Source organism: Salinicoccus carnicancri Crm (assembly GCF_000330705.1).
Taxonomy (GTDB): Bacteria; Bacillota; Bacilli; order Staphylococcales; family Salinicoccaceae; genus Salinicoccus; species Salinicoccus carnicancri.
This window is the reverse complement of the sequence record NZ_ANAM01000008.1, coordinates 135220-152774: the sequence shown is the minus strand read 5'-3', so window position 1 is coordinate 152774 and position 17555 is coordinate 135220. Positions and strand designations below refer to the sequence as shown.

Here is a 17555-nt window from a genome sequence, read left to right as displayed (position 1 = left end):
ATCCAAAGGATTTACCGGGGTTTTCAATAGCTGTGCTTTTATTCCCTTTATTTATTAAATTATTCTGACATTTAACCTTGCTATATGTATAATGGAGTTATCATTTAACAGGGGGATTTTATGTTGAAAGAAGAGACGGAGAATATCAAAAAGGGACCCAGGTTTCCGCATACTTATGCCATTCTGCTTGCTGTAGTCATCATTTCGGCAGCACTTAGCTATGTAATACCCGCCGGAGAGTTTGAAAGAGTGGAAGTCAACGAAAGGACTGAAGTGGTGCCGGACAGTTACAGCACGGTAGAACAGAGCCCGGTTTCATTCTTTGACCTTTTCAAATCGATTCCCGCCGGCCTGGTTGATGGCGGTGAGATAATCTTCTACATATTCCTTGTAGGGGGTGCGTTTGGGGTCATCCGGGCAACAGGCGCTATAGAAGCGGCGATACAGAAGATCATGGTGACGGTCCGGGGGAATGAGAAGCTGATGATTCCCGTAATCATGTTCGCATTCTCGGTTCTTGGTTTTACCACAGGCATGTCGGAGGAGGCAATCATATTCGTGCCAATCGGAATTGTACTTGCCACCGCTCTCGGATATGATGCTCTTGTCGGTACCGCCATGGTCACTCTCGGGGCGGCTTCCGGTTTCATCGGGGGGATGCTCAATCCATTTACTGTCGGCATTGCCCAGGAGATTGCAGAACTCACAATTTTCTCAGGTTGGGAATTCAGGGCTGTCATTTATCTTCTCGTGCTGGGCAGTGGTATCTGGTATGTCATGCACTATGCCAGAAGAGTGAAGAACGATCCTGAATCCAGCATCATATTTGATGAGTCGGAATCCGGTCAGGTGAATTTTACAGAAGATGTGATGAACTTCAACGAATTGAAAAAGCGTCATATTTTTATATTGCTCACTTTCTTTTTGGGGATTGTGATCAATGTTTACGGGATTTTCCAGCACGGCTGGTTCCTTACCGAACTTTCAGCAAACTTTTTCCTTGTAGGCATCATTGCCGGATTTGTCGGCGGCATGAAAGTTAATGATATTTTTGATGCCTTCATAGAAGGGATGAAACTTGTCGTTTACGGTGCAATAATCGTCGGTTTTGCGAGGGCGATACTTGTAGTGCTCGAATCAGGAGTCATCATCGACACGATCATCAACAGCATGAGCGGTGTACTGGATTATCTGCCGAAGTCAATATCCGTGCTCGGCATGCTTGTCATACAGGTCATCATCAACTTCTTTATCCCATCCGGTTCCGGACAGGCGGTGACTACAATGCCGATTATGACACCGATTGCCGATCTTCAGGAGATTCCAAGACAGATTGCGGTGCTCGCATACCAATACGGTGATGCGATCACCAACACAATCATTCCGACATCGGCATCATTGATGGGAGTTCTTGCCGTGTCAGGTATTCCGTATATCAAATGGGTGAAATTCGTATGGAAAATAACACTGACATGGCTGGGCATAGCCGCACTTGCCCTGGTGGTTGCGACAATCCTGAATATAACATGATCAAAGAGGGGGACGGCGGATCAGACCGCCGTCCCCCTTTCTGGGTTAAAGTTCAGGTTTATCATTCTTGTCCTGCAATGCGTCCCTGATCTCCCTGAGAAGCAGTACCTGCTCCTCCTCTGATTCCTCTTCAACAAACTTGTTCCTGGATGCTTTGTTGACAAGTTTGACGAACAGGAAGATTGCTGCCGCGATAATGAGGAAGTCGATGATGGACTGGATGAACACACCGTAAGTAATACCCATATAAGACCAGTTTGAAGCGAAATCCGTGTCACCGAAAATAAGAGCGATGGCAGGCATGATGATGTTTTCAACGAGTGAAGTGATAATCTTCCCGAATGCAGCACCAAGTACTACTGCCACTGCCAGATCAAGTACATTCCCCTGGGCAATGAATTCTTTGAATTCTTTCCACATAACCAATCCTCCTTCATTTGAGATTGCACATTTGTTAAGGCTGCGCAAATAATAATATGCCACTTATCACTTGTAGATACAAATGAAAAATCACAATTTGTATTTATTTTCTTTATGAAATGCTGCGGCCGGAGAGAGCTAGTGTCATAAAATGCAAATTGATAGCCGGTTAAGGCTGTGGTAGTATGGGGAAGTGTTTTAGGAGGATAATTTTGCACCAACATATACAACATGGGCCCCGCAGTCCCCATTTTTTCTGGTTCAGTGTATTCGGTGTCGGTGCAATTGAAGCAGAAAAAACGTTTGGTGGCTTCGGAGACCTTGCCACCGAGGAAATCATGTTCGAAATGTTCAATAACATGCCGATGGGACTGATCATATCCATAATCGCATCGGCATTTCCGTTCTCCATCATACTGATATTCGTAATGATAGCGACCTACAAGGATATTTCCGACGAACAGAAAGCGTTGAACCTGCTCATTGAACCGGATTATGAAGGAACCCGTTATGAGAAGATGATGAAAGAATACGAAGAGGAACGGGAGAGGGAAGGGAACAGAAAGAACAATTAATATATAGTTATGTCTCCGACCTATGGCCATAAGCAGTGCTTATTACTATAGGTCATTTTTTTGTATCGTAATTACGTCTTTTTCAAGTTGAGTTTCGTTTACATCCATAAATTTAAGTTATACAATTGATATGAGCAGTCGCATGACTGAAATATTGATAGGGGGCTATTAACTATGAGTCAGAATTTAAATGAAGCTGCAAAGCGTTCATTTAGTGTTGGCGGTAAGGATTACAAATACTACAGTTTGAAAACCCTTACTGAAAAAGGTTTTTCGGAAACTTCCAAACTGCCATACTCAATCAGAGTGCTGCTTGAATCGGTGCTCAGACAGTATGATGGCAAAGTAATCAAAAATGAACACATCGAATCTTTGGCACAGTGGGATAAGGGGAACAATGAAGGCAACGAAGTGCCGTTCAAACCATCACGTGTTATTCTTCAGGATTTCACAGGTGTTCCCGCAGTTGTCGATCTTGCATCACTCAGGAAAGCGATGGATGATGTCGGCGGCGACGTTCAGAAGATCAACCCGGAAGTGCCTGTCGATCTCGTCATCGACCACTCTGTTCAGGTTGATGAGTACGGTACGCATGATGCACTCCAGAAGAACATGGAATTTGAGTTCGAAAGAAACCAGGAACGTTATGAATTCCTGAACTGGGCGACTAAAGCGTTTGACAACTACAAAGCTGTACCGCCTGCAACAGGTATCGTGCACCAGGTCAACCTCGAGTATCTTGCTAATGTTGTGCATGTCAGAGAGGAAGAGAGTGGCCTCGTGACTTATCCGGATACTTTGGTAGGTACGGATTCCCATACTACTATGATCAACGGCCTCGGCGTACTTGGCTGGGGTGTCGGCGGAATTGAAGCTGAAGCGGGAATGCTCGGTCAGCCTTCATATTTCCCGGTGCCAGAAGTCATCGGTGTGAAGATGACCAATGCACTGCCTGAGGGCGCAACAGCGACCGACCTCGCGCTTCGTGTCACTGAGTTGCTCCGTCAAAAAGGGGTGGTCGGCAAATTCGTTGAATTCTTCGGCCAGGGGGTCACTGAACTTCCACTCGCCGACCGCGCGACAATCGCAAACATGGCACCGGAATACGGCGCAACCTGCGGTTTCTTCCCGGTCGATTCTGAAACGATCGACTATATGCGTCTGACAGGCCGTTCCGAAGAGCATCTTGCTGTTGTGGAACAGTATCTGAAAGAGAATGGCATGTTCTTCAATCCGGAAGAGGAAGCAGTTTACACTGATGTAGTGGATCTTGATCTCTCAACGGTGGAACCTTCACTCGCAGGACCGAAGCGTCCTCAGGACCTCATCCCGCTGTCAGAGATGAAGGATGAGTACAGAAAATCCGTTACAGCCGAAAGCGGTAACCATGGCCACGGCATGGACGAATCTGAATTCGACAAAAAAGGTACAGTCAACTTCAAAGATGGTGGGACTGCTGAAATCAGCACAGGTGATCTGGTGATTGCTGCCATCACTTCCTGTACGAATACATCCAACCCGTACGTAATGCTTGGTGCAGGTCTGCTTGCCAAGAATGCGGTTGAAAAAGGACTTGAAGTGCCTGCTTATGTCAAAACTTCACTGGCTCCGGGTTCCAAAGTCGTTACAGGGTACCTTGAAGACTCAGGCCTGCAGGAATATCTTGATAAGCTCGGCTTCAACCTTGTCGGGTACGGCTGTACAACGTGTATCGGCAACTCCGGTCCGCTCAAGCCCGAAATCACAGAAACAATCGTGGACAATGATCTGCTAGTGTCTTCTGTACTTTCCGGTAACCGTAACTTCGAAGGAAGGATCCATCCGCTTGTCAAAGCGAACTATCTGGCTTCACCGCCGCTTGTGGTTGCTTACGCACTGGCAGGAACTGTGGACATTGACCTTAAATCTGAACCGATCGGCCAGGACAAAGAAGGCAATGATATATTCATGCAGGATATCTGGCCTTCCACAAAAGCAGTCAGGGATGCAGTCATGAGTACAGTGACACCTGAATTGTTCAGGAAAGAATACGAAAGCGTATTTGATTCCAATGAAATCTGGAACAATATTGAAACAACCGATGCACCGCTCTACGATTTCGATCCGAAATCCACTTACATCCAGAATCCGACATTCTTCCAGGATCTGTCGACAGAAGCAGGTACAGTAGAGTCGCTTAACGGTCTGCGTGTACTCGGTAAATTCGGGGACTCTGTGACAACAGACCACATTTCACCGGCAGGTGCGATCGGCAAGGATACACCGGCAGGAAAATGGCTGATCGAACAGGGTGTATCTCCTAGGGACTTCAACTCATACGGTTCCCGCCGCGGAAATCATGAAGTGATGATGCGTGGTACTTTTGCAAACATCCGTATCCGCAACAAGATTGCACCGGGTACAGAAGGTGGATTCACAACTTACTGGCCGACAGGTGAAGTGATGAGTATCTATGATGCAGCGATGAAGTATCAGCAGGACGGTACAGGTCTCGTCGTCGTAGCAGGAGACGATTACGGCATGGGCTCCAGCCGTGACTGGGCTGCCAAAGGTACGAACCTGCTTGGTGTCAAAGCAGTCATTGCGGCAAGCTATGAACGTATCCACCGTTCAAACCTTGTAATGATGGGTGTGCTGCCGTTGCAGTTTGTTGATGGCGAAAATGCGGATTCACTTGGTCTCGATGGCAGCGAAACATTTGACATACAGGTTGACGAGTCAGTGAAACCGGGAGACCTTCTCGATGTTGCAGCAACGAATGACAAAGGTGAGAAAAAAGAATTCAAAGTCAAAGCGCGCTTTGATTCTGAAGTTGAAGTGGATTACTACCGCCACGGTGGAATTCTGCAGCTTGTTCTCAGAAACAAACTCAAATAAGAAGGCTTCATGAAAACAGCCCATCTCAATGTGAGATGGGCTGTTCATTTTAATCATTTTTCAATTATCTGAAAATTCTATTTCTTCCTGATCGTTAACATCAACTGTAAGCTCTGAATCTTCGAAGTACCAAAGATCGCTTTCTTTTATGAAAATGTCTATACCGTCGTATTCGAAGACCTTACTGTCGTCAGGGATGGTGTCGACTGTAAGGGCAGGGGAAAAGCCTTGCTTGAGCTGGGTTTCTCCACCATATCTTACATAGATATTTACGCCTTGGCCGTTTTCGGGGTCGAGTTCTTCTTTCATCCAATTAACTGCATTGTCAGTGACTTTAAGCATGCTGATCAATCCTTTCGCTACATGAATGTAATCTTTGACTCTGTGCCGTCCATTATACGTTTAATGTTGGATATATGTCTAACAACTATAACTACGGCAATGACAAAAGATAATCCGATAAGCAGAGGGTCGCGGAAAACAAGGGAAAGGATGAAGAACAGGACGGCGCTGACTATGCTGGACAAAGACACATATTTGCTGGTTTTTAAAGTAAGTAGAAAGACGCTCAGTAATATAGCAAACATCAATGGATTATATGCGAGCACAGCACCTGCGCTCGTGGCAACAGCCTTGCCGCCCCTGAATTTCAAAAATATCGAATACACATGGCCGAGTGCAGCAGCCAGTCCCGGCAGGAATACGTGGAAGTCGGTGTCTATGAGCATTGCCGTCCAGACAGGGATTGCCCCTTTCATCATATCCATTATGAGTACGAGGATTCCCGCTTTCTTACCGAGTACACGGAATGTATTGGTAGTTCCGATGTTCCCGCTCCCATGTTCCCTCAGGTCGATCTTGTAGAACCATTTCCCGATGAGAAGGCTGAAAGGTACTGCTCCGATCAGGTAACCGAACACCAACAGTGAAATGAGTATTTCCAAATTAAAAACCCCTTTATCATCAGGTACTAACAGTTTACCATAAAAAACTATCTGCACCTAACACAAATTAGTTTACATATTAATGTTATCGTAAACTAATGGCTTGAAATGTAAAAACCGTGTAAAATGGAGCTTAGGGTTGCAATCGCCAAAGATTTGTATAAAAATAGTAAGAGATTACATTAAACGAACGTACGTTTGTGGGAGGATACCTGATTTGGCAAGACAGAATACTTATACAGATGAATCGATACAAATACTGGAAGGTCTTGATGCGGTGCGGAAACGGCCGGGTATGTATATAGGGTCGACGGATCATCGGGGACTTCATCATCTCGTCTACGAAATTACAGACAACTCTGTGGATGAGATCATCAATGGATATGGTGATGAAATTTTCATCACGATCAACAAGGATGACAGCATAACAGTGACCGACAATGGCCGTGGCATGCCGACGGGGAAACACGCTTCCGGGCGTCCGACACCGGAAGTCATCTTCACGGTGCTGCACGCAGGCGGAAAATTCGGTTCGGGCGGCTACAAAACTGCCGGCGGACTTCATGGCGTGGGTGCCTCTGTTGTCAATGCACTCAGTTCCTGGGTCGAAATCAGGATATTCAGGGACGGCAAAATCCATGAGATGTCATTCAAAGACGGCGGCAAAGTTGACCGTCCGCTGACTGCGGCTGGCAAGACAAAAAAGACCGGCACAGAAGTGACTTTCAAACCCGATCCGGAAATCTTCAAATCAGGCACGGTGTTCCATTTTGAAACGATCATGGAGAGGATGCGGGAATCCGCCTTTCTCCAGAAAGGGCTCAGGATCAGCATAACCGACAGACGTCCTGAGGAGCCGCTCGAGGAATCATTCAAATATGATGACGGTTTGAAAGCGTTCATCGATTTCCTGAATGAAGGCAAGGATTCCATCGGGGAAATCAGCATGTTTTCCGGCGAATACAACGGCATACTCGCCGAAGTCAGTTTCCAGTACAATGATCAGTACAGTGAAACCGTCATCTCCTTTGTCAACAATGTGAGGACGAAAGACGGGGGCACACATGAAGTTGGTTTCAAAACAGGTTTTACACGTGTCTTCAATGAATATGCAAGGAAGATTAATGAACTGAAAGATAAAGATAAGAATCTTGAAGGGAATGATATACGGGAAGGTCTGACTGCAGTGCTCTCTGTAAAAGTCCCGGAAGATCTGCTTCAGTTTGAAGGGCAGACGAAGAGCAAACTCGGAACGAGTGAGGCGAGAAATGTGATGGAGGCGCTTCTGGCGGATCATCTTCCCTACTATCTTGAAGAGAATGGTACACTCAGCACCCAGCTCGTCAAAAAAGCCATCAAGGCAAGAAACGTCAGGGAAACAGCAAGGAAGGCGCGTGAAGAGGCGAGGAACGGAAAGAAAAAGCGCAAGGATACTCTCCTGTCCGGAAAGCTGACCCCGGCACAGAGCAGGAATGCCAAAAAAAATGAATTGTATCTGGTCGAGGGGGATTCCGCCGGCGGCTCTGCAAAACAGGGCAGAGACAGGAAATTCCAGGCCATCCTCCCCCTCCGCGGTAAGGTGATCAATACCGAGAAAGCGAAATTCGAGGATATATTCAAAAATGAGGAGATCAATACGATCATCCATACGATCGGCGCGGGAGTCGGGAATGAGTTCAAAGTGGCGGATTCAAACTACGATAAAATCATCATCATGACCGATGCTGATACGGACGGGGCACACATCCAGGTGCTTCTTCTGACGTTTTTCTTCAATTACATGCGTCCTTTATTCGATGCAGGCAAAATCTATATCGCACTGCCGCCGCTCTTCCAGCTGAAAAAGAAAGTGAAAGGCAAGGAAGTAGTGCGCTATGTATGGACGGAAGATGAGCTTGCCGAGGCACAGAAGGAATTGGGTAAAAATGTCGAACTCCAGCGCTATAAGGGGCTTGGTGAAATGATGCCTGCCCAGCTATGGGAGACGACGATGAACCCGGATTCACGCACGCTGATCCAGGTGAGGATCGAAGATGAAGCACTGTCGCTGAAACGTGTCACGACACTCATGGGGGATAATGTTGAAATGCGGCGTAAATGGATAGAATCGAATGTGAGTTTCACGCTGGAAGAGCAGGACAGCATTCTTGAAAATGATGATGTGGCAAAATTGGAAGAGAGTGGTGAAACTTCATGACGGATCATATTCAGCAGCTTCAGCTGGAGGATGTCATCGGCGACCGTTTCGGACGGTACAGTAAATATGTCATCCAGGACCGGGCCATCCCTGATGTCAGGGATGGGCTGAAGCCGGTGCAGAGAAGGATATTGTATGCGATGTACAAAGAGGGCAACACATTCGAGAGGGGATACAGAAAATCCGCCAAAACTGTGGGTAACGTCATCGGTAACTATCACCCGCACGGGGATACAAGTGTGTATGATGCCATGGTAAGGCTCTCACAGGAATGGAAGATGCGAGAAGAGCTTATCACCATCCATGGCAACAAAGGTAGCGTGGATGGGGATCCGCCGGCTGCAATGCGTTATACGGAAGCGAGACTCTCTGAAATTTCCAATGAAATGCTTAGGGATATCAGGAAAAACACGGTTCAGTTCATCAATAACTTTGATGACACAGAAGTTGAACCGGTCGTCCTGCCGGCCAGATTCCCGAACCTTCTCGTAAACGGCACGACGGGAATATCCGCCGGTTATGCCACTGAAATACCGCCGCATAATCTCGAGGAAGTCATCGATGCAACACTCAAGGTCATAGATAAGCCGACGGTGAAAATCGACGAACTGATGACAATCATCCAAGGGCCGGACTTTCCGACGGGCGGCATCATCCAGGGTGTCTCCGAAATCAGGAAAGCCTATGAAACGGGCAGGGGAAAAATCATTGTCCGCAGTAAAGTGAGGACCGAGGATGTAAGAGGCGGCAAGACCCATATCATCATCGATGAGCTGCCATTTGAAGTGAACAAGGCGAGTCTTGTGAAGAAGGTCGATGAAATCCGTGCAGATCGGAAAGTGGACGGCATCATCGAAGTCCGGGATGAAACAGACCGGGACGGGCAGTGTGTAGTCATCGAAACGAGGAAGGATGCAAATGTCGAGGGCATCATCAACTACCTCTATAAGAAGACGGACCTGCAGGTTTCCTATAATTTCAACATGGTGGCTATCAGTGACCGGGCGCCGAAGCTTCTTGGGCTCAAAGAAATACTGGAAGCCTATGTCAGACATCAGAAGGAAGTGGTCCGTAACCGTTCTGAATATGAACTTGAAGAAGCGGAAAAGCGGATGCACATCATCGAGGGGCTGATGAAAGCACTGTCCATACTGGATGAAGTGATCCGTGTAATACGGGAATCGGAAAACAAGCGGAATGCCAAGGACAATCTGGTAGAAGCGTTCGGTTTCACTGAAGTCCAGGCGGAAGCCATTGTCATGCTTCAGCTGTACAGGCTGACGAATACAGATATTGTGGAACTTGAGACGGAGCACAATGAACTCGAATACACCATCAATCAGCTGCGGGAAATCCTGGGTAATGAAAAGAAATTGCTCTCCGTGATTAAAAAGGAACTGAAAGAAATACGGAAAAAGTACTCATCTCCGAGGCTGAGTGTCATCGAAGATGAAATTCAGACAATAGAACTGGAAAAAGAAGTGCTCATCGCCAAAGAAGATGTCATGGTCTCAGTGACTAAAGAGGGATATATCAAACGCACGAGTATGCGGAGCTATAATGCAAGTACAATCGGGGAGGTCGGGATGAAGCAGGAAGACCGGCTGATCATGCTGGAAGAAGGGCATACGCTGCAGCACTGCCTTGTTTTCACTAACTATGGCAACTACATGATCATCCCTGTCCACGAACTGCAGGACATCAAATGGAAGGACAATGGGCAACATCTTTCAACCAGGTTCAATCTCAAATCCGATGAAACCCCCCTCACTGCATTTCTCATCGGAGAGTATGACAGCAAAACCACTGTAGTTATGGTAACAGAGCGTGGCCAGATCAAATTAACGGGGCTTGATGCGTATGAAGCAACCCGCATCAAACGGCCGATAGCGGGCATGGGTATTAAAAACAATGACAGAGTCGTCTCTGTGGAGTTGTCGGATGCGAAAGAGGAGGATATTCTCCTTGTCACACGCAAAGGGATGACGCTCAGATACCCTGTTTCCGAAGTCAACAACACAGGTCTTAAAGCACAGGGTGTCCGGGCGATGAATGTCAAAGACGATGACTGCATCATTATGGCCGGCCTGGTGTCAGACCAGAAATATCTGATTACAGTGTCCCAAAGAGGTTCTGTAAAACGTACGGAGCTCAACCTTTTTGAAGAAGGTTCAAGAGCACAGGTTGGCAACATGCTGCTGAAGGATATCAAATCGAAACCGCATCGCCTGATAAATGCGAGGCTCGTTAAAGATGATATTGATATATTGCTCAAATCTGCAGCATCCGAATTCAGGACCAATGCAAAATCAATCAGAATGAGCGGCAAGTACTCCAATGGTTCGTTTATTGTTGATGAAAATACGTTTGGTGAAGTGAATGAAGTGATGTTTGAAGCGTTCACATAATCTATATATTGAATTTCCTCTTTCCTCCTGTAGTGATATAATACTTAATATCATGCAGGAGGTGTTTTTTTATGGATTTTGAAGGCATTATACCAGATTGGTTCAAATCAATAGTAGAAGTCGGCAACACGCTTCTTTGGGGAGACTTCCTCATCGGCCTTCTAATACTCGCGGGGTTATATTTTTCCATCAGCTCCAGGTTCGTCCAGTTCAGATGGTTCAGGGAAATGTTTCGTGTATTGAAGGAAAAAGCGGAGAGTTTACCGGATGGTTCAAAAGGTATTTCTCCTTTCAAAGCATTCACAATCAGTGCCGCTTCACGTGTCGGAACCGGAAATATCGCCGGGGTCGCCACAGCAATCGTACTCGGGGGACCGGGTGCCGTATTCTGGATGTGGGTGATTGCATTCTTCGGTGCAGCGACTGCATTCTTTGAATCCACGCTGGCACAGGTTTTCAAAGTAAAGGACAGAGAGGGCGGGTTCCGCGGCGGCCCTGCCTACTATATGGAAAAGGGGCTTGACCAGAGGTGGCTGGGTATATTCTTTGCGATTCTCATTACAGTCACATTCGGATTTGTCTTCAACGGACTCCAGTCCAATACCATAGCCCATGCCTATGAGGAAGCGTTCAATATTGACCGATGGGTCATCGGTGTGATTATAGCCGCATTTACCGCCCTTGTCATTTTCGGGGGAGCCAAGTGGGTAGCCAATGTGACCGGATATATTGTGCCTGTCATGGCTGTCATCTATCTTGCGGTTGTACTGGTAATATTAATCATCAATTATGACCAGATTATTCCAATGATCTCCACTATATTTGCAAATGCTTTCGGTATCCGTGAAGCATTTGGCGGTGCAGTGGGTGCAGCAATCCTCAACGGTTTCCAGCGTGGGCTCTTTTCAAACGAAGCGGGTATGGGTTCCGCCCCAAATGCAGCAGCTGCAGCTGCAGTCAGCCACCCTGTCAAGCAGGGGCTCATACAATCCCTTGGTGTATTTTTCGATACCATGGTTGTATGTACAGCGACAGCGATCATCATACTTATGTATACCGACCTGGAGTATGGTGCAGATGCAATCCAGGGCATCCAGGTGACACAGGCGGCGATGACTTCACAGATCGGTTCCTTCGGCGCCACTTTCATTGCAATTGTCATTCTGCTCTTTGCCTACAGTTCTATACTCGGGAACTTCTTTTACGGTCAGAGCAACCTGAATTATATTAAAGAAAATAAAGGGGTACTTTTCACATTCAAAGCACTTGTTGTCATCATGGTATTCATCGGTGCGGTCATGGATCTGGAAACGGCATGGGCAACAGCTGACATGTTTATGGCGCTCATGGCAGTTACCAACCTGGTGGCAGTATTTGCGCTGAGCAGTATAGTATTCCAGGTGGCAGCAGATTACAGATCACAGCTGAAACAGGGCATCAACCCTGTGTTCCAGACAAACAATATCAAAGCAGATCTTTCTGATGTGGACGAGTGGGGTGAAAACCGCTACTCCTACAGAGAGAATGACACAGCGGAATAACCAAAAAAAGCGGACATCATGTCCGCTTTTTTGATTGGATCAGAACAGTGATCTGAAGAAATCCGCCACTTTCCCAAAGAAGTCGGAGACCGCATCTTTGAATGCTTCCCATGCGCCGGAATCCTGTATGTCTTTGCCCAGTTCCTGCGCAGTATCTTTGGCATCCTGGAACCCTTCACTTGAAGTGATTTCATCAATCAGGTTTTTGGAACTGTCAAGGAGACGCTGTGCCTCTTCACTCTGGAACAGGCCGGAATCCTGTATGTTCATGATGATGACAACAATCCGTTCAATCTGATCCTGGCTCAGTATGCCGTTCAGGCCGTTTGCCTCGAGCTCCTCACCGACGATATTCCTGATTTCACCTTCAGAGAGATCTCCACCGGCTTCGATGACCTGGATTTTGATCTCGGTAATCATCTTGTTCAGCTGTTCCTGGGAGAATCCCTCCACACCGCTGTTCTCTGAGGTGATTTCCGAGATTGTCTCCAGTTCATCCTGTGCATTCTGTGCACGTTCAGGATCTATTTCCTCCCCCTGTGCTTCATAGGCTTTGTATATGCCGGCCAGTGCACTTTCGCCGGTGACATCCTCAGCTGCGCCGATGACCACTTCCGCATCGGTGATGCCTGAGGTCAGCAGTGCATTTTTGTATGTCTCTTCTGTTATTTCCGTAATCTGTCCCATGCTTTCATCGACAGTAATGTCAAGTCCTGCTCCGGCATCCTTCTGAAGGATGCGTATGCTGGATTTGAGGACGGAATTGTCGTATATCACGCCAAGATACTTTTCAACATCCCCGCTTCTGACATATTCCACCTTGTCTTCCTCAGTGGTGCCAAGTATTCCACCCGTCGCATCGAGCAGCTCCCTGTCGTCTTCAAGCCCTGCACCGTAGATGGTAACTGCCTGACTCCATTCCGAAGCAGCTTTTGCGCCCGCGGGCAGCACCAGCAATAAAATTATGATCAACGGCAGCATTCTTCGTATCATGGTATCCCTCACTCCTTTTGTCTTCAATTCATATTACTATAATGTCGGATGCCGGCTCAATCAATATCATGGTCTGTGCATGCCCTGTCCATGATATTTCTTTATTAATTGCTTCAAAACAGGTAAACTGATTCAGTAGATTATTTTCAGGAGCATGATAATGGATAACGAATACAGCCGCTCTGAGAAGGCGGCGCACACAGTGAAGAAGAAAAGGCTGCGCAAGCGGGGTATGGTTCCCCTCATAATACTTCTGCTGCTAACAGGAGGCGCATTATATATATATTTCTCCTATCAATCAGGAGTTGATATCGCAATAGAGAACGGCGTGGAACAAAGGGCACATGAGTTCAACGGAGTGGATGACAGAGACGGCAAGAAGAATATACTGCTTCTCGGGGCAGACAGGGAAGTGGATGGTTCACAACGCACGGACGTAATCATGATTGCACAGTATGACTATATGCAGAAGGATATGAAGCTGATTTCACTGATGCGTGACATCTACGTGGATATCCCCGGCTATCAGAGCTATAAGATCAATTCCGTCTATTCCCTTGGCGGTGTGGAACTGCTCAGGCAGACAATCAGCCAGAATTTCGGCATCGAGGTCGAAGAATATGCAGTCGTTGATTATGCCGCTTTTGAATCTTTAGTGGATGTCATAAACAAAGATGGCATCCCGATAGATGTCGAAAAGGATATGTCCGCAAAAATCGATACTGAGCTGGAGAAAGGGCCACAGCGTCTGGGGGGCAGTGATCTTCTTGCCTACGCCAGGTTCCGTCATGATGCAGAAGGGGATTTCGGACGCGTCAGGCGTCAGCAACAGGTGATTGATGCGGTGAAGAGTGAGGCGGTATCCATCGGTAACATCTTCAAGCTGCCGAAGATTGCGGGCACAGGCATGGGACATGTCAACACCAGCATGTCGGATGGTGAAATGTATCGCATGATGTCCTCGTTCCTCGTCCGGGGCGATAAGAATATGGATACTCTTACATTGCCTGTGGAGGACACTTATCAGTTCATGGATACACCGCATGCGGGCAATGTCATAGATCTGGACTTTGAAGCAAACAATCAGGAGCTGCATGAGTTTCTTGAAGGGAAACCGGATGAACAATAGCATATGAAAAAGGATGGCGGCCGCCATCCTTTTTTAATATCCGGAATTTTTATTTTTGGACTTCCGGTTCATCTCTTCTGCAGTCTTTGGCCATGTCCGTCGCCCGTCATCCACTTCGAACTCGGTGTTGACGTCTGCCACGTGATTTTGCTGAAGTATCAGTGATTCGATTTCATCGCGGATCTCATTTGCATGTTCCACTGTTATGTCGGGGTCGGTCTCCGCCACGATTTCAACGTGGAGGTCATCACCTTCCTTTATGACGAAGAGTTTCCGTATATCTGTGATCTCATCATGTCTCAGAACAATCTGTGAAACTCTCTGTTCCATATGGGGGTCGCTTTCTCCGAGGACGCCTGCTGCGTTTTCCATGAATACTTTATAAACGATATAGAACATCATGAGACCAATAATGATGGAGGCAATTCCTTCGGACGGTGCAAAGCCCGTAAAACGGCCGATCAGGATTGCGATGATGGCGAGCAATGCCCCGATAGTCGCCACCGTGTCCTCCAGGAAGACGAGTTTTGTTGCCGGCTTTGCCCGGTTCATATGTCGATAGCTCAGTGTCAGCGGCTTGAGGCCGTCATAGGGTTGTCCGGCCTGCTGCAGCAGTTCTTTGCCTGCTTTATACAGCACGAAGCCTTCAAGTGATGCAGCAATTGCAAGCACACCGATGTTGATCAGCAGCATTGTTGTATCCGTTCCGGTCGGCAGCGGTTCGACAACATGGTGGATACCTTCCTTCACCGTTTCATATGAAAGTATGGCTACTACAATTATGGCGAACAGGCAGACCAGGTTGACGAGCCGGCCAAACCCGAAGGGGAACCGCTTCGTCGGTGCTTTTTTGGAGAGGCTCGAACCGATGAAGACAAAAAACTGGTTGATGGCATCACCCAGGGAGTGCATCATCTCGGCAAACATGGCAACATTGGCTGTGAACAGGAATGCAGCCCCTTTCAACCCGGCGATCAGGAGGTTGATGACGGCAGCAGTGAGCGATGCCGTGCTCCCCTTTTTGAGCAGTTCTAATATATCATTCATTCTGTTCATCCCCTTTATGAATTTTTTAATATGCCGTATGAATTCTTATACCCATTCTGGATTAAGTTTATTGATATCAGGCTAAATGTGTAGTAAGCGTATAACATTATTATCTGGAGGGTCGACTTATGTTTGAAAATCTGCTGACAAGAATCGGCATCGGAGGCGTGACAGTGGACACCCGGCTGTCGCAAGCCTCCTACCGGACGGAAGACAGGATAAGTGGTGTCATAGAAGTTACGGGCGGGGACAGTACACAGACGTTCAACGGCATTGAGCTCACATTATATGAAGTGACCCGCGGCTACCGCAAAGATTCCGATTTTGATGAGTATCAGGAAGTGATACAGGCTACCAGGCTTGATCATACGCTGACTGTCGGAAAGGGGGAGACCATCGACATCCCTTTTGAATTTTCCGTATCCGGTCTGGTGGTGAGTGACGATGGGCACTCTGTCAAACTCCATACGAAAGTGCTGCTTCCGGGCTCGATTGATGCGAATGACGAGGACGATATCCATATCACAGGATAAAACAATCCCTTGAGGGATTGTTTTTGTTTGGGAGGCGCTCAATTGTGATATCATGTTTATGAGAACATATGTTCCCATAAAGGAGGGTCCGTCATGTATAACTATAATATCTGCCCCAAAAGGCATATATTCTGTGTCGATCAGAAAAGTTTCTTTGCGAGTGTATCGTGCATTTTAAAGGGTCTGGACCCAAAGACCACAAAACTTGCTGTGGTCGCGGATACGAAGAGTCTTGGTGCGGTGGTGCTTGCTGCAACTGCAGAACTCAAAAAAATAGGCATCAAAACAGGATCCAGGCTGTTTGAAATACCACAGAGGAGAGACATCTACATCATCAACCCTTCGATGAAGACCTACCTGGACTATTCGGCAAAGATTACAGAGATCGCCCTGAAGTATGTGGAACCTGAAGATTTCCACCAGTACTCCGTGGATGAATTTTTCATGGATGTCACAGAAAGCTGGCACCTTTTTGCCAGCACGCCGGAGGCGCTGGCCATAAAACTCAAAAATGAAATATACGATGAGACTGTGATAGAATGCGCTGTCGGCATAGGAGACAATCTCCTGCTCAGCAAGCTGTCCCTCGATATCGAAGCCAAAAAGATGGAGGACGGCATTGCGGAATGGCGCTATCACGATGTGCCCGACAAACTCTGGCCGATCAAACCCCTCCGGGACTTCTGGGGAATCAGCCGGCGTAGTGAAGTGAAACTCAATGAACGGGGCATATTCAAAATCGGTGATCTGGCACGGTACTCCCCCGTGTATTTGAAACAGGACTTCGGCATCATAGGTGTCGACTGGCATCTGCATGCAAACGGCATCGATTCCAGCAGAATACGGGAGAAGCACACTGTGCACTCGCCGTCCATCTGCAAAAGCCAGATTCTGATGCAGGATTACGGATTCAGGGAGATATATGTCGTCGTGCTGGAACATGTGGATGAAGTGACGCACCGGCTCAGGCTGTCCGGAAGGTTTGCAAAAACCGTGCAGATTGCCGTCGGTACGAAAGATGGACGTATATATAGGAAACAGTTCACGATTCCCGGAGGGACGAACAGCAGCAATCGCATGATGAAAGAGATATGGAATATATTGAAAAGCATTGCAGACCCCCGTGCACTGTACCGGACCATCAGTGTGACCCTTACGAATTTCATTCCGGACAGCGCAAGCCAAATGTCCCTGTTTGAAGATACCGGCGCACTGAGACGCCAGGAATCGCTCATGAAGACTGTCGATGACCTGAAAGTGAGATACGGGCAGCTGAGTGTGATGCGGGCGCTCAGCTGTACTGAACCTTCCACTCTTAAACACCGCGATGGACTTATCGCCGGCCACAAACGGTAAAAAAG

Annotated in this window: 14 protein-coding genes; 9 read left to right on the top strand and 5 right to left on the bottom strand. The window is 47.3% G+C overall.

Annotation, left to right across the window (positions count from 1 at the left end):
* The first annotated feature begins 120 nt into the window (after positions 1-120).
* Complete coding sequence (locus C792_RS0108410; protein ID WP_017549029.1) at positions 121-1530, top strand: YfcC family protein; 1410 nt, start codon at positions 121-123, stop codon at positions 1528-1530.
* A 45-nt stretch (positions 1531-1575) separates the two neighbouring features.
* Here the strand turns inward: C792_RS0108410 and mscL are convergent, their stop codons facing one another.
* Positions 1576-1950: a large conductance mechanosensitive channel protein MscL gene (gene mscL / locus C792_RS0108405; protein ID WP_017549028.1), complete on the bottom strand. Its 375-nt coding sequence runs from the start codon at positions 1948-1950 to the stop codon at positions 1576-1578.
* Between the two features lie 212 nt (positions 1951-2162).
* Between mscL and C792_RS0108400 the strand changes: the two genes are divergently transcribed.
* Both C792_RS0108400 and acnA read left to right on the top strand, forming a co-directional pair.
* Positions 2163-2525: a hypothetical protein gene (locus tag C792_RS0108400; protein ID WP_017549027.1), complete on the top strand. Its 363-nt coding sequence runs from the start codon at positions 2163-2165 to the stop codon at positions 2523-2525.
* Positions 2526-2699: 174 nt separating this feature from the next.
* Positions 2700-5402 carry an aconitate hydratase AcnA gene (gene acnA, locus C792_RS0108395; protein WP_017549026.1) on the top strand — a complete coding sequence of 901 codons (2703 nt, stop codon included), beginning with the start codon at positions 2700-2702 and terminating at the stop codon, positions 5400-5402.
* A gap of 60 nt (positions 5403-5462) precedes the next feature.
* Here acnA and C792_RS0108390 read toward each other — a convergent pair whose 3' ends face one another.
* Positions 5463-5744 (bottom strand): HesB/YadR/YfhF family protein, encoded by a 282-nt coding sequence (locus C792_RS0108390; RefSeq protein ID WP_017549025.1) that lies wholly within the window; start codon positions 5742-5744, stop codon positions 5463-5465.
* 17 nt (positions 5745-5761) lie between these two features.
* Positions 5762-6346, bottom strand: coding sequence for a glycerol-3-phosphate 1-O-acyltransferase PlsY (plsY, locus tag C792_RS0108385; RefSeq protein WP_017549024.1), 585 nt, complete (start codon positions 6344-6346; stop codon positions 5762-5764).
* A 217-nt stretch (positions 6347-6563) separates the two neighbouring features.
* Between plsY and parE the strand changes: the two genes are divergently transcribed.
* The 3 genes from parE (at position 6564) to C792_RS0108370 (ending at position 12492) form a co-directional block, all read left to right on the top strand.
* A complete protein-coding gene (parE, locus tag C792_RS0108380) occupies positions 6564-8543 on the top strand; it encodes a DNA topoisomerase IV subunit B (RefSeq protein WP_017549023.1) in 1980 nt (659 codons plus the stop codon).
* Positions 8540-10951 (top strand): DNA topoisomerase IV subunit A, encoded by a 2412-nt coding sequence (gene parC, locus C792_RS0108375; protein WP_017549022.1) that lies wholly within the window; start codon positions 8540-8542, stop codon positions 10949-10951. Before parE ends, parC begins: the two co-directional genes overlap by 4 nt.
* Before the next feature lie 71 nt (positions 10952-11022).
* A complete protein-coding gene (locus C792_RS0108370; RefSeq protein ID WP_017549021.1) occupies positions 11023-12492 on the top strand; it encodes an alanine/glycine:cation symporter family protein in 1470 nt (489 codons plus the stop codon).
* A gap of 39 nt (positions 12493-12531) precedes the next feature.
* On the opposite strand, the gene C792_RS0108365 is transcribed toward C792_RS0108370, so the two are convergent.
* On the bottom strand, positions 12532-13485 hold the full coding sequence (locus tag C792_RS0108365) for a DUF1002 domain-containing protein (protein ID WP_040608784.1): 954 nt from the start codon (positions 13483-13485) through the stop codon (positions 12532-12534).
* 160 nt (positions 13486-13645) lie between these two features.
* Between C792_RS0108365 and C792_RS0108360 the strand changes: the two genes are divergently transcribed.
* Positions 13646-14614 carry an LCP family protein gene (locus tag C792_RS0108360; RefSeq protein ID WP_017549019.1) on the top strand — a complete coding sequence of 323 codons (969 nt, stop codon included), beginning with the start codon at positions 13646-13648 and terminating at the stop codon, positions 14612-14614.
* A gap of 33 nt (positions 14615-14647) precedes the next feature.
* Here C792_RS0108360 and C792_RS0108355 read toward each other — a convergent pair whose 3' ends face one another.
* The gene (locus C792_RS0108355) at positions 14648-15661 is read right to left on the bottom strand and encodes a cation diffusion facilitator family transporter (protein WP_017549018.1); all 1014 of its coding nucleotides are present in this window, start codon (positions 15659-15661) and stop codon (positions 14648-14650) included.
* Positions 15662-15789: 128 nt separating this feature from the next.
* Between C792_RS0108355 and C792_RS0108350 the strand changes: the two genes are divergently transcribed.
* Together C792_RS0108350 and C792_RS0108345 are read left to right on the top strand one after the other, a co-directional pair.
* On the top strand, positions 15790-16194 hold the full coding sequence (locus C792_RS0108350) for a sporulation protein (protein ID WP_017549017.1): 405 nt from the start codon (positions 15790-15792) through the stop codon (positions 16192-16194).
* Positions 16195-16287: 93 nt separating this feature from the next.
* Positions 16288-17550, top strand: coding sequence for a Y-family DNA polymerase (locus tag C792_RS0108345; protein ID WP_017549016.1), 1263 nt, complete (start codon positions 16288-16290; stop codon positions 17548-17550).
* The last annotated feature ends 5 nt before the right edge of the window (positions 17551-17555 follow it).